Annotated in this window: 13 protein-coding genes and 3 tRNA genes; 7 read left to right on the top strand and 9 right to left on the bottom strand. The window is 47.0% G+C overall.

The window, feature by feature from the left end; genetic code table 11:
* Positions 1-6 precede the first annotated feature (6 nt).
* From OGY19_RS21835 to OGY19_RS21810, 6 genes are all read left to right on the top strand, one after another.
* Positions 7-609: a hypothetical protein gene (locus OGY19_RS21835; protein ID WP_045331631.1), complete on the top strand. Its 603-nt coding sequence runs from the start codon at positions 7-9 to the stop codon at positions 607-609.
* Between the two features lie 58 nt (positions 610-667).
* Entirely contained in the window at positions 668-3268 is a 2601-nt protein-coding gene (locus tag OGY19_RS21830) for a DNA polymerase type-B family protein (protein WP_502873222.1), read from the top strand.
* Positions 3269-3530: 262 nt separating this feature from the next.
* On the top strand, positions 3531-4457 hold the full coding sequence (locus OGY19_RS21825; protein WP_286597199.1) for a helix-turn-helix transcriptional regulator: 927 nt from the start codon (positions 3531-3533) through the stop codon (positions 4455-4457).
* Positions 4450-4857, top strand: a complete 408-nt coding sequence (locus OGY19_RS21820; protein WP_021536926.1) for a hypothetical protein — start codon at positions 4450-4452, stop codon at positions 4855-4857. Before OGY19_RS21825 ends, OGY19_RS21820 begins: the two co-directional genes overlap by 8 nt.
* Positions 4850-5737, top strand: coding sequence for a GTPase family protein (locus OGY19_RS21815; protein ID WP_286597198.1), 888 nt, complete (start codon positions 4850-4852; stop codon positions 5735-5737). Before OGY19_RS21820 ends, OGY19_RS21815 begins: the two co-directional genes overlap by 8 nt.
* A gap of 170 nt (positions 5738-5907) precedes the next feature.
* Positions 5908-6369: a hypothetical protein gene (locus OGY19_RS21810; protein WP_021536924.1), complete on the top strand. Its 462-nt coding sequence runs from the start codon at positions 5908-5910 to the stop codon at positions 6367-6369.
* 62 nt (positions 6370-6431) lie between these two features.
* On the opposite strand, the gene OGY19_RS21805 is transcribed toward OGY19_RS21810, so the two are convergent.
* The 5 genes from OGY19_RS21805 to OGY19_RS21785 all read right to left on the bottom strand — a co-directional run bounded on the left by OGY19_RS21805 (position 6432) and on the right by OGY19_RS21785 (position 10538).
* A complete protein-coding gene (locus OGY19_RS21805; RefSeq protein ID WP_286597196.1) occupies positions 6432-6824 on the bottom strand; it encodes a hypothetical protein in 393 nt (130 codons plus the stop codon).
* Positions 6825-7523: 699 nt separating this feature from the next.
* Positions 7524-7958 carry a DUF2787 family protein gene (locus OGY19_RS21800; RefSeq protein WP_047741667.1) on the bottom strand — a complete coding sequence of 145 codons (435 nt, stop codon included), beginning with the start codon at positions 7956-7958 and terminating at the stop codon, positions 7524-7526.
* A gap of 93 nt (positions 7959-8051) precedes the next feature.
* Complete coding sequence (locus OGY19_RS21795) at positions 8052-8561, bottom strand: hypothetical protein (RefSeq protein ID WP_286597195.1); 510 nt, start codon at positions 8559-8561, stop codon at positions 8052-8054.
* Between the two features lie 25 nt (positions 8562-8586).
* Positions 8587-8958 (bottom strand): hypothetical protein, encoded by a 372-nt coding sequence (locus OGY19_RS21790; protein ID WP_023314390.1) that lies wholly within the window; start codon positions 8956-8958, stop codon positions 8587-8589.
* A gap of 377 nt (positions 8959-9335) precedes the next feature.
* A complete protein-coding gene (locus OGY19_RS21785; RefSeq protein WP_047601065.1) occupies positions 9336-10538 on the bottom strand; it encodes a site-specific integrase in 1203 nt (400 codons plus the stop codon).
* An 80-nt stretch (positions 10539-10618) separates the two neighbouring features.
* Between OGY19_RS21785 and OGY19_RS21780 the strand changes: the two genes are divergently transcribed.
* A complete protein-coding gene (locus OGY19_RS21780; protein WP_286597191.1) occupies positions 10619-11359 on the top strand; it encodes a hypothetical protein in 741 nt (246 codons plus the stop codon).
* A gap of 241 nt (positions 11360-11600) precedes the next feature.
* Here the strand turns inward: OGY19_RS21780 and OGY19_RS21775 are convergent.
* The 4 genes from OGY19_RS21775 to pgsA form a co-directional block, all read right to left on the bottom strand.
* Positions 11601-11687 (bottom strand) — tRNA-Leu (locus tag OGY19_RS21775).
* A 12-nt stretch (positions 11688-11699) separates the two neighbouring features.
* Positions 11700-11773, bottom strand: a tRNA-Cys gene (locus OGY19_RS21770).
* A gap of 52 nt (positions 11774-11825) precedes the next feature.
* Positions 11826-11901, bottom strand: a tRNA-Gly gene (locus OGY19_RS21765).
* A gap of 151 nt (positions 11902-12052) precedes the next feature.
* Positions 12053-12601, bottom strand: a complete 549-nt coding sequence (pgsA, locus tag OGY19_RS21760; RefSeq protein WP_003030490.1) for a CDP-diacylglycerol--glycerol-3-phosphate 3-phosphatidyltransferase — start codon at positions 12599-12601, stop codon at positions 12053-12055.
* Positions 12602-12644 lie beyond the last annotated feature (43 nt).

Genomic DNA, 12644 nt, shown 5'->3' with positions numbered 1-12644 from the left:
AAAACAATGAAAACCTCAAAAACACTCAGCTTTGACTACCTGGTTAACGCCAGCGACATACTTATCCCTGTCTCTGATGTCATCAGCATCAGTCTCGTTGAAAACCGCCTCAATTTTATTAGTCGGGCGTGCCGCCTGCTGCACACCGAGTCTTTTGATACGGATGAAGCAGCGAAAACTGCGTTTAACACCTATGCCCGCAACTTCGAAAGTAACCTGCCTGAAGAGGCAGTCTACCGGGGTAATAACTGCATTGCCCGACTTAAGTTCGTCTACGGCGTCAGCCTGTTCCAGAACGCAGAGCGGGCTATCCTGACGCTCACTAACCGTTATGGCGGAACACTAGTCAGTGAATCAGCCAAATCTGACACTCTTGATGAGGCATTTCAGGAACTGGCTACCACTCTTGGTGGTCGCGAATTTGAAGGAATGGGCTTTCGTTGGTTGCATGCTAATTGTCTTCTCTCCTCGCGACTCCTGCCGATGGTAGAAAAGACCCCGAATGGCGTCGTCATTAAAGTCAACGATAACTTCGTATCTTTCGTAGCAACGAAAGACGATGCTCTAAAAGAGCAACTGTTTGCTGAGATTCGTACAGCCCTTGCCTGATTTCCCTTTAATTAGCGGTGTCGATATTGACACCGCTCACCTGAATAAGAAAACACTTATGTTTGACATGAATGCACTGCTCGCAGATGCGGCGGGAGTGACGCAACCTGTCGCCCGGTCAGCTAAAACACGTGATAACTTTCCGTTAATACCGCAAAAATCAAAAAAACGGCTGGACGTCAGCAGCCAGTTACATCTTGATATCGGCTTTGACACTGAATATGTCTATAACCCACAGACAAAGCAAAACGACATTCTGTCTTATCAGAGTTATGTCGTGCTGCCTGATGGAACGGGTGTTCCCGGAATCCTGTACCCCGCCAGCGCCCACAAAAAAGATCGCCTGTCGCTGAAAAACTTTCTCGCGAAAACCCTGACGCCGCTATTGAAGAATGAGCTGATTAACGAATGGCCGGGTTCGATTACGCTGTATGCTCATTTCCTGCGGGCTGATGTTGCCTCGTTTTCCGATTTCTGGAGCGATCACAAAATACTGCTGAAAGGAATTCGCAGTACAGTTAGCAGTTTTAAAAACTGCTACGGTATTGATTTTGATGAAGTCGAAAATCGTCGTGAAAAAAATAGCCTCATCACGTTTGATAAACGGACCAGCCCGCCCCGTTGCAGCAATGTGACGTTCACCGATACGTTGTTGATCACGCCGGGTGGGATGGGGCTGGCGGAATGTGGCCAATTACTTGGTCTGCCGAAACTCACCATTCCAGCACCTTATTCAATCAGCGATATGCGCCAGTATTTAAAAGGCGATCGACGCGGTTTCGAAGCTTATGCAGTTCGTGATGCCGAAATTGCCGTGCGCTATGCCTTACAGGTCAAATCGTTCTGCACTGAAAGTCTGATGATTGAGCGCATCCCCACCACGATTGGTGCGATGGCTGTTTCCCGGTTTCTCAAGACCATTAAGGAAAGCGGCCAGTCTCCTGAAGTCTGTATGGGTACCCGGACAATATCGCAACAGTGCTGGAATCCGGATACTCATGGATTCAGAACGTTAAAATCGACGCAGAGTATACCCGCAAGGGAACTCTATGAGACGTTCGCCATAAACTGCTATCACGGCGGTCGAAATGAGTGCTTTATGATGGGCATCACCCCTGAAAGCCAATGGTATGACTACGATTTGGCAGGCGCATACACCACTGGCCTGTTAGATGTTTTGCAACCCGATTATGACAATCTTTATACGAGCCAAAATCCTGAGGAATTTTGCGGACATACCATGGGATTTGCGCTGGTCAGTTTTCGATTCCCCGACACAGTACGTTACCCCTGTCTGCCTGTCAGAACAGACCAGTATGGGTTGTTTTTTCCCTTGACGGGTGAGTCATGGGCGACCGCCCCGGAAATAGCCCTCGCACTGTCTCTGGGTGCGGAAATAGCTATTCAGCACGGTATTATAATCCCATGGCGTCAATATAAATCTGATAATGCCTCGTCCCCGACAAAACCAGCAAGCTCCGTGTTTTTACCCTTTGTGCAACAGGTTCGCGAAAATCGTAATCGCCATGATAAAGGGTCTCTGGAGGAGAAATTCTGGAAAGAGATCGGAAATTCTTTGTATGGAAAACTCGCTCAGGGTCTTCACGCAAAGACTGCATTTGATACCGCCCGTGGGCTGAACAGCCCTCTGCCGCCTTCGTCAGTCACCCAGCCATTTTTTGCTGCACATGTCACGGGATTTGTCCGCGCGGTGGTGGGCGAGTTGATGAATGCACTTCCGCCGAATGCAACCGTGGTCAGTGTGACTACAGATGGTTTTCTGACAGATGTCTCTCTCGAGAATATCGATATGTCTGGTCCGCTATCTTCACGTTTTCAGGCGTTATGCGACATTGCGGATCCGGGCTCGTCTATGCTGACCTGTAAACATCAGGTCCGACAACTGGTCGCCATGAAAACCCGGGGGCAGTTGACCTATAAGGAATCAGAAGGCTTCCCAATCGTCCATGCACGTGCAGGCGTTAAACCCCCTGCTGATATTCCACGCGACGACTATAACCGTTATATGGTAGTTCTCTATATGAACAGGGCTCCGGGTCAGAAACTACGCAGAGGGTCTCTCATTTCAACCCGTGATATGTGGTTGAATGAAAGCGATCTGGTCGCTGTTGAGTCCGAGATCAGGTTAAACCTGGAATTCGACTTCAAACGCCAATTGATAACACCCACTATGAATGAAGGGCATTTGTTAATGCATTCCCGTCCGTGGGATGATATGTCACAGGCACTTAAGCAACGCCAGCTATTCGATGACTGGCGGCAGACACATGCTTTGAAAGATGAAGCCGACTGGGAAGACTGGTGTGATTTTCTCTATTGCAGAAACGTTTTTACCCCACTGAAACTAAAAGTAGGACAAAATCGAAGCGATGATGTCCTTGTTCGCCTTTTCCTGCGGGCCCTGGCTCAACATCAATGGGGGCTCACGCCGGACGACAGAAAGCGACAAACCAGCACTGAGGTCGCAGCATGGCTGGTCGCCGCAGGCTACTCTGTAACAGCCAGTGATGTCAAAAATGCAGGTCGGGCTAAGCTCCCACCCATTATCTTTGGTTCCCTGACTTCCCGAATGAATCGCCTGATGGACCTTATAAAGCCGGTATATCCCGGCTTCGCATTGCCCTCGGCAGTGTTGTAAATCCTTCACGCTGAATACCTGTTTGCTAAGCCCACGCTCCCTGTCGTGGGCTTTACTGTTTGGGCGTAATGAGGCACCGGTAATAAAGCCGCTTCCCGCAACGACCCCGAAATGGACAGTTTGAGTCCACAAAAACCATGCTGAAAATATATCACTGAATTTTATGGTTTTTATTTTTTAGAAATCCTGCTTCAGCCTGGACTCATCTTGTCCAGCACCCTGCTGAAAATATCCTTCCAGCTTCAATTGATTGGATGCCTGAATGGATAAGCATGACAAACTTGGGTATCGCCTTGGATTGATACTGACTCGCCTTAACAACGGTGAATCAGTCACGGTGAGTGGGCTCGCTGAAGAGTTTAATGTCTGTGATAAGACCATCCGGCGTGATCTTACGCAGCGACTGGCTTATCTCAACCTTCTTCGCAGTGGTAAGAAATATCATCTTCCCGTTGGTGTTCTGGGACAGCGCAGCAATACTGACTTGCGCCGCTTTACGCGTATTCTGGGTATTGAAGGGTTATTTCCACGCTGGGATGACCGCCTGTTAGGCATATTGCTGGGCAATGCCGAAAATAATCCGTTTCTGATCAAACAGCGTCCCTACGAAAATTGTGGGGTTTTTATGTCTACGTTGAATACATTGTCAGACGCGATTCGCGGCAGCAAAAAAATAAGCTTTATGTATAAAGCGAAAAGTTACAGCGCCATTGAACCCTATCGTCTCGTCAGTGACAGAGGGATCTGGTATCTCGCTGCCATTGAGGGAGGAGTGCTGAAAAGTTTCGTCATTTCAAACATGAAAAAGGTTCTCCCCAGTAACATGTCATTTGCCATGTCGCCGGAAATTCATCTGCAAATCGAGAATGCGGAAAGTATCTGGTATGGCGCAGAGCTTACTGAAGTACTGATGTCAGTTTCTGCACGTGTAGCCCCGTGGTTCTTGCGCCGCGCGCTGTTGCCGGGTCAGGAAATTATTCACACTTCCGCAAGCGGTGATTTGCTCGTGATTTCACGGGTGGCTCACTTCGGCCAAATTATCCCTCTCATCAAATACTGGATGCCCGAGGTTGAAGTTCTAAAACCAGCATCGATTCGTAATCAGGTTACGCAAGACATACGCCTTGCCCTGAAACGATACGAGCAGAATGAAAGTACGGAATCAACCGGAGATACCTCTAATGAATAAAGATGAAAAAGCGCTCGAGAATTTTTTCGAAAACATAGCAACGGACTTACTCAGCGGTCTTCTTGACGCCAATGATAATGAACAGAATGCGCATCTTAAAGCCTGGCTTGACGCGCCATTCAATGTAGTTCCCGAAAACCTACTCAGGCATGCCGAGATGATTTGCAATCACTTCAGTGCTGGTGAAAACGGTCATTTGTTAATGCACGGTATTGATGATCAACTGGCCGCAATGAACCTTTCCCGCAAGGAACGCTTCAGCCCTATGAAAAAAGGGATCGTCGGTTACGCGGCACCCCGTGATCTGGAAAAAGTGAATGCCTTGCTAAAAGTAATTATTTCTTATTACGAGTGTGCGTTAATTAAAGCGAGAATGGAGAATGGTGCTCAAGATGAATAATACAGAAACTAAAAATCGAAATCCTGTGAAGGATGCTCTTGAAATATTACCTGAAAATATCAGGGACAGTATTGCCCGACGCATCAATGACGTTATCAGTTATGAGCCGGTCATTGGCATTATGGGAAAGACCGGAGCCGGGAAGTCCAGTTTATGTAATGCGATTTTTAAGGGTGATATTTGTGCAGTCAGCGATGTCGCCGCCTGTACCCGTGAAACGCAGGAAATGCGCATCCAGTTTGGCAAACGCTCAGTGCGGTTGATTGATATTCCGGGTGTGGGCGAAAATGCTGAGCGTGACGCTGAATATGAACAACTTTATCGTAATCTGTTACCACAGCTGGATCTGGTTCTCTGGGTGATTAAAGGCGATGATCGCGCCTTTTCTGCGGATGAACATTTCTACAAAAATGTGCTGGCCCCTGCTGGCGGTGAGGCTAAAACACTGTTTGTGCTTAATCAGGTCGACAAAATTGAGCCATTCCGTGAGTGGGATGTTGTCAACGCCCGGCCTTCTCCATCCCAGATGCAAAATATCCTCGATAAAGAAGCATATATCACACAGCGATTTGGGTTTACTGACCATCCGGTGATCGCTGTCGCCGCCAGTGAGGGATACAATGTGACCCATTTGGTGGAGGCAATGGTTCGTGCGCTCCCAAAGCACGCTCAAAGCGGCGTCGCTTCTCAGGTGAGAGACGAGCACAAAACCCGTACAGTTACAGAAGAGGCAACGGAAGGATTTGGTGATACCGTCGATCGCGTTCTTGATGATATTATTGATAATACCCTGCCAGTGCCTTTGCGCGTGGTCGTAAAAGCCGCCAAAAAGGCCGTAGTCAGTGGATTAAAAAAGGCCTGGAACTGGATTTTCGGCTGAATATATAAAAACATAGCGGGGGCGATGGCTCCCGTGTAAGTTATCTCAGGTTAAGAGACACAACCTAACCCGAAGATCCCACAAGGTTTTCAAATTATATCTGTAAAGCTAAGAATGGTGGTTTAGCTTTGCACCTGGAAGCAGAACCACCTATAAGGACATCTCCCCCCATGAAATTTAAATATCTTGCGTTATCCCTACTCGTAAGCTTGCCTGCCCTGGCTGAATCATCCCTTATTGCGTGCAGCCCTAAAGACAAAAGTGGGGATGACTCTGCAAGTATTTGGCCGAGCCCCTATTTGTCACAAAACAAACTCTGTTTCAACATAAGTGCCAATTCAGGTAGTACGTGTGTTGCTAACGGGAAAAGTACTTCCTGGTTTACTGAAGCCGTAATTGTTGATATTGATGGCGAACCACAAGGACGGGATGATACCTGGTTCCGGGTTGTACATCCCATAATCACTGATGAAAAAATAGAGTATGTGATCGAGGGTTCAAGAGATAAAAAAAATTGGGGGGGTGTATCACATGTCTCGATTAACAGACTTACGGGAGAAGCGGTAGACTGGTTTATCGCCGACCAAGGTGGAACATCTTATCAGTGTCATCTGGAAAAACGAAAAATCTGACTGGCATTATATTGTGCCTGAAGAATACGGGAGCTTATGCTCCCGATATTATTCTTAAGGACTCAGAGTTTAACAAGTCCTGCTTTAAGAGCCAGACGGACACATTTATTGGCTTCCTGCATAATCACCTCCTGTGGATATCGGTTCATTTCCCGATATCCATCAGATTTAGCCATGCGACCTTCCATTCCGGCATTATCCAGGACGGTTTTCCAGGCATCCCGTATTTTCTTTGTATCCTTTTCTCCCACGCCCCCCGACAGCGTTCCGAATAACTCTTTCGTATTGTTATTGAGATGTTTATATTCAGCAGCGTCCGGGTCTAATAGCATGGCCATTTTTGTTGATTGTCGGGTCGCTTCATAGCAGAGCCCTGCCGTTTCAAGCGATATTTTGGCTGCAAACGAGGTGGTAGAAAATCCTATAACAAAAAATGTAATAACAATCTTTTTCATGATATGAAGCCTCGGTAAATTATGCGTGTGATATATATTTCAGACGAAGGGTAATATGAGGGAGGGACAGGTTATGTCCTGGTTGATAAAAATATTTCGATACCTCGTTTTTAGGGGGTTCCAAAAATATCTGCTTTCAGCCGGTCTGTATTATCTGGTATTAATAAAAAACCCTCAGATACCCTGTCTGACGCGCTCTCTTATCAGAGGGGCCAGTCGCACTTTGCCGGGTGCAATCACCTCTGTTACGGTTTCCACTCTCAATAAGTCACGCTGCCCTGTGCGATGGCACACGGAAAACTGCTGGCAAATGTCATCGACTGACAGGGTATTGCCCGTATAAAGCTGAAGTAAGATCCATCCCAGTCTCTCGGCTATTTTCTCGCCTCGTGTTCGGTCCATAGTCCGTACCTTTATGGATTTGAAATTAAGAACCCTCACTCACAATTGCGTCTAACCAACTGTAATATCGACATAATTTTAAGGGTGTAAAACGTCCGTTGGGGTAATGATTAACAGACATCCCCCTGATTGGTCATTTAGGGGGAATGTTGGTAAAACCACGAGGGATCTGAGATCCCCCGCGTCTGCACATGTTTATGCGAACGGTCCGGTACAACCAGTATCATCATCATGCTGCGATGTACTGCGCATGAAGAGGATTACAAAGATGCCAGTTTTCTTCCTGTTCATAACAGGTCAACAACTTTCCACAGTTACCGTTACCCGGTAAATCCCCATAGACAGGTAATCCATAAAATTACCCTCCCATAAGGACCAGAGTTCATTCCTCTCTGCCGCCAGTGAAATATCCCCAGCCAGATAATGGAAGACGTATTGACCTGACCAACAAAAGTCCATTTCCTTTTCCAGCTCCGGATAGACTCGTCCCATGTAACTAAAGTCTGTGACATAATCGAAATACCATTCGTTATCCTGGCGGATGAACCGCATTTCAACCGGATGAAATCCGCCGGATTCTGCACTGTAGTCCGGGTCACGAAAATTAATGACTACTGCCCTGACCGATGTTTGCTGAGATTGTTCTGCCAGAAGCGTAACGATGTGCTGCTGAAATAATTTAGTGACAGGCAGCGTTAATCCTGCCTGTTTTAAGACATACTGGGTTTGCATAATAGATTTTCCTGTAAAAGGTGAGTAGAGATGTGTAGTAGTTTCTGGTTGTATAACAGTTCTGGTAAAGAATTAATTCTTCGCAATCCTTTCTCAATCGCCAACCTTACCGAGTGTTTTAAGACGCGCCCGCCAGTCAGCATATAAAACATGCGTAAACAACTTCTCAGGGTGCGCCTCAAGCAGACATATATCCGGGGAGCGTAAAACAGCAGCCAGAAAACCGGCATTATTGGCACTTGCTCCTTTAAATAATGATCTGAATACGCCTGATGTGAAGCCCGTTGTCGGTTGAACTTCGAGTACACTTTCAATCTTAGAAAGTGGGACCCAGTCTTTAGAGAACAATCCACCGCTGCCATTTGCCATGAGACGCAGGTAAAGTTCATTATCCGTTTCAGACATAGCCAGTTGCCATGTCAGAATACCGCTGGCTTTAGGGCTGATTTTTTCCGCCTGACCTGATTCAATGAGCAGCTTATAACTCTCTTCAGGTAATATTTGGCCATCTTCAGTGATACCTTTTTCAATATCACTTAAATCATTATTTAACTCCAGCTTCTCGTGTTCATTATTATTTTTTCCTGACTTTGATTTTCTCATTTTCATCTCCTGATTTTAATCTGATTTACAGACGGGATTCCGCCATAGACATTAATTTATCAATCCCGCCCAGAGGACAATTGGGATGAAACAACAGATAAATACCATTTCCATTATCTTCTGTAATTGATAGCATCAAGTAATATTCATCTGTCAGATGGACCACGAACTCAGGGTTTGCAATTAAATGATGAATTACATCCAGTACGTGTCGTTTAATATCTTCGGGAACATCACCGGGTTCAATGTACATTAATGTTACACCCACCTCGCCCCAAAAATTCATTGCGGAAAGTTCATCATCAAATGGAAGTATCAGTTCTTTTCTCAAGACAGACATAACTGAATCGGGAAGAAGGAGCGACGGCAGGTCTTGCCAGCTCGAGATAAATTTCATTGAATAATCCTCATAAACAATAAAACCCGATACGTTTTAAGTATCGGGGTTACACAGACAGGGTAAAGAATCTGGAATTGCCTTCAGGCGTCATCTAAATTCTTTCATAATATCCACAATCCTTGCAGATAAGCACTGGAGCATTATTCCTTTCACGCTGTTTAAGGAATCCAAATAGACGCTGTATCGCCCTGATGATTGCTTTAAGCAATTCTGGTAATTGCTCCGGGCTAATATAACCGGATGTCGATGTCAGATACCGGTCATCGCGAGTCACCTTTGCTATATTTCCGGCAGTTTCTGTGACTGTATTCCGACTACCGCACTTAGGGCACTTTAACGGCATAATCATTCTCCACGTTTAAGAGATGCAAAAATCACTGTTCTTTACTGGTAGCTACGGGGGGTAAAAGAAGGTCGGTAACACCCTGCCCGGTCTGACGCATTCGCTCTGGTGTCAGTTTTGCGTAGCGCTCCGTACTCTGAATACTGGCATGCGCAAGCTGGGCTTTAACGTCATACAGACTGTACTGTCCGCTGGAGACAAGTAATGATGCGACGGAATGGCGCGTAGTGTGGAAACAGACTTCACTTTTATCTATCCCGCACTCTGCCAGTATTTTTTCATAGGCCCACCGGGGTTCTGATATTGGTTTTCCATTATCTTTTACGGCAAACAGATAGGGGTTGCTGCCAGCCCGTGGGATCGAATCAATAATAGATAATGCAACATCACTGAGATACACAGTTCTGCTGCGACCATTCTTAGTATAAGGAATGAATAACGACCTGTTATCCCGATCAATATGTTTGTGCATGACATTCAGCATTTCTGATTTGCGTGTACCGGTTAACAGCAGCATGGCTATCAGTCCCCCGGCTGCCTTATTGGGGTATCGTGCCGCAGCGTCGAGGATCCTTCTGATCTCATCGGCGTCAAAAAAGCGCGTCCGCTGATTATTCTCCTTCAGCAAAGGGATCTTATCGGCTTCATTCTTCTCCAGGACATCCTGTCGTAGCGCATAACGCCCCATAGTTTTCAGAATAGCCAGTGCCCTGTTACAGGTAGACGGTGCATACTGCTGGCCGTGAATACGACCCTCAAGCATGTCGAAAAGCACCTGCTGGATTTCCCGGGCCCGAAGGTCGCAGTAACGTATCTTCCCCAGACGAGGTTCAATGTATTGCGTGAAACGCTGAACATCCTTATCCCAGGACTTTTTATGGCGCTTGATGAACGGAACATAGGTCAGGTGAAAAAACTCACTAAGCGTTGGCATCGCACGATAATTATCGCGCTCTGCCTTAGGGTCATTTCCCAGAGCAATCGCCTCCTTGTGACGACGGGCTATCTGACGGGCTGTCCCCACATCAATTTCAGGGAATCTGCCAATACTGATACTTTTTTTGGTACCGTGGAATGTGTAGCGCAGGAGGAAACGTTTGTTACCCGTTCGACCTGAGAGGCATTTGAGGCCAATGACCTCAGTATCGGATACCTCAAGCTCTGTAGATCGGGTATCTGTGTTTGCCGGAAGGGCTTTGATGGACGAATTGGTGAATCGGAAGGATTTTTGCATATTTATCCTCATGTATCTGATTGATATCATGAAAATAATATATATCTGTAAGTGTTTTTATTACGGGGCAGGATTGAAGAATGGAAAGGCTATTAGACGCGTACAAACGGATATTACAGGAAGTTGACGCCCAGTCATTTAACCTGAATGAAGATAAATACTCAGGCGTCTTTTTACCCGTGCCGTTTGAAGAATACTGGCATTCACCGGTAAAAATCATGCTGGTTGGACGTGAAACCGCAGGCTGGAATACGCTGAATGGTAAGAATACGATATCACGGGTGTTGGGACTTATACCTGACGTCACCATCGGGCAGGTGGTTGAAGAAGCTGTAGATCGTTACAGGAATCAACTTCCGGTACAAAATGATGGCACCACAAACCTCAAATCACGTAGCCGCTTCACGCAATATCATTTAAGGCTGGCCCGGGAGCTTAATATCCCTCCTCAGGCTATCGTGTATGCCAATCTACTGGCGTGGGATTACGACGGACTGACCCCTCTCAATCGCCCTCAAAATGAAGTGCAGGAAGTCATATTAGCCTCGCTGAAGCTACTGGCGGTACAAATTAAACACCTTGAGCCTGATTTCATCATCTTTGCATCTGGAGCCCGGAGAACAGACTACATCATAAAACAGGTGCTTACTGAGCTGGGCGGCTATGAGACTTCTTCAGTCATTCCGGGGAAGCTATGGGAGTTCAAAACAGGTAATGCAATCTGTTTCAGAATTGCCCATCCACGGGCTATGCGCGGACACCAGAAGTACAGAGATGAGGTGATTGCACGAATTAAGCAACTTTGTACTCAGGGTGGCTAGAGCATTACAGCTTGCTCAGCGGGCCCCCCTTCCCGGAAGCGTACCGGAAAACAGGCAAAGCAACCTGGTTCTCTATGCTGGAGGCGACACGTTCGATTCGGCATTGCCAGGCTGGAGATTGCAGCTCATTGCACCCCGTGAGCACAGGATATGCACAGGACATGAATTTCAGGCACAAAAAAACCACCCGGAGGTGGTTTCAAGACACTGCTTATTGCTTTGATTATTCTGATGTTTCCCATGGTACCCGGAGTGGGACTTGAACCCACACAGCGCGAACGCCGAGGGATTTTAAATCCCTTGTGTCTACCGATTCCACCATCCGGGCTCGGGAAGAAATTGGAGGCGCGTTCCGGAGTCGAACCGGACTAGACGGATTTGCAATCCGCTACATAACCGCTTTGCTAACGCGCCAAAATCTTCTGGCTTTACAGCCAAACATCCGCAAATGCCGATGTTTTAAATTTGGAGCGGGAAACGAGACTCGAACTCGCGACCCCGACCTTGGCAAGGTCGTGCTCTACCAACTGAGCTATTCCCGCATCACCAAGTAACTTTGTTAATCACTTGATTTTGTTATCGTCTGGCAATCAGTGCCGCCGTTCGATGCGTTGCATTCTACTTACCTGACGCAATGAGTCAACGATATTTTTCACCACTTACGATCGTTTGCTGAAATTTGCGGCGAAACGATCACTGATCAAGCAAATCTCCCCGCGCAGCGCTCAAATACTGGAACATTGACCATAAAGTCAGAATCGCGGCGACAAAGAAAAGTGCAATCCCGGCATACTCTACCCAGATATTTGGGCGCCACAGCAGCCATGCCAGCGCCGCCATTTGCGATGTCGTTTTGACTTTACCGATCCACGACACCGCCACGCTGCTACGCTTGCCAAGTTCTGCCATCCATTCACGCAGCGCTGAAATGATAATTTCACGCGCGATCATCGTGGCGGCAGGCAATGTCACCCACCAGCTGTGGTAGTGCTCCGTCACCAGCACCATCGCAATAGCCACCAGGACTTTATCTGCCACCGGATCGAGGAACGCCCCGAAACGGGTGCTTTGGTTCCAGCGGCGCGCCAGAAAACCGTCAAACCAGTCGGTAACGGCTGCGATACAGAAAATCAGCGCACAAACGAAGGGAGCCCAGGTGAATGGCAGATAAAACGCCAATACAAAGAATGGGATCAGAATGACGCGAAACAGCGTGAGCAATGTAGGGATATTAAATTGCATATGACGGATAACTATCTGTTGTCAGTGAAATTACCCCTATGTT

The organism is Citrobacter sp. Cy070, from assembly GCF_030332245.1.
GTDB classification, from domain to species: Bacteria; Pseudomonadota; Gammaproteobacteria; order Enterobacterales; family Enterobacteriaceae; genus Citrobacter; species Citrobacter youngae.
The sequence above is the reverse complement of the archived record's forward strand: the minus strand, read 5'-3'. Positions and strand labels throughout refer to the sequence as shown.

Excerpts from the sequence above, each read along its gene's own strand:
- OGY19_RS21785 (WP_047601065.1), bottom strand. The coding sequence starts at position 10,538 with ATGCAAAAATCCTTCCGATTCACCAATTCGTCCATCAAAGCCCTTCCG.
- OGY19_RS21790 (WP_023314390.1), bottom strand. The coding sequence starts at position 8,958 with ATGAAATTTATCTCGAGCTGGCAAGACCTGCCGTCGCTCCTTCTTCCC.
- OGY19_RS21795 (WP_286597195.1), bottom strand. The coding sequence starts at position 8,561 with ATGAGAAAATCAAAGTCAGGAAAAAATAATAATGAACACGAGAAGCTG.
- OGY19_RS21825 (WP_286597199.1), top strand. The coding sequence starts at position 3,531 with ATGGATAAGCATGACAAACTTGGGTATCGCCTTGGATTGATACTGACT.
- OGY19_RS21810 (WP_021536924.1), top strand. The coding sequence starts at position 5,908 with ATGAAATTTAAATATCTTGCGTTATCCCTACTCGTAAGCTTGCCTGCC.
- OGY19_RS21805 (WP_286597196.1), bottom strand. The coding sequence starts at position 6,824 with ATGAAAAAGATTGTTATTACATTTTTTGTTATAGGATTTTCTACCACC.
- pgsA (WP_003030490.1), bottom strand. The coding sequence starts at position 12,601 with ATGCAATTTAATATCCCTACATTGCTCACGCTGTTTCGCGTCATTCTG.
- OGY19_RS21820 (WP_021536926.1), top strand. The coding sequence starts at position 4,450 with ATGAATAAAGATGAAAAAGCGCTCGAGAATTTTTTCGAAAACATAGCA.
- OGY19_RS21800 (WP_047741667.1), bottom strand. The coding sequence starts at position 7,958 with ATGCAAACCCAGTATGTCTTAAAACAGGCAGGATTAACGCTGCCTGTC.
- OGY19_RS21780 (WP_286597191.1), top strand. The coding sequence starts at position 10,619 with ATGGAAAGGCTATTAGACGCGTACAAACGGATATTACAGGAAGTTGAC.
- OGY19_RS21830 (WP_502873222.1), top strand. The coding sequence starts at position 668 with ATGTTTGACATGAATGCACTGCTCGCAGATGCGGCGGGAGTGACGCAA.
- OGY19_RS21835 (WP_045331631.1), top strand. The coding sequence starts at position 7 with ATGAAAACCTCAAAAACACTCAGCTTTGACTACCTGGTTAACGCCAGC.
- OGY19_RS21815 (WP_286597198.1), top strand. The coding sequence starts at position 4,850 with ATGAATAATACAGAAACTAAAAATCGAAATCCTGTGAAGGATGCTCTT.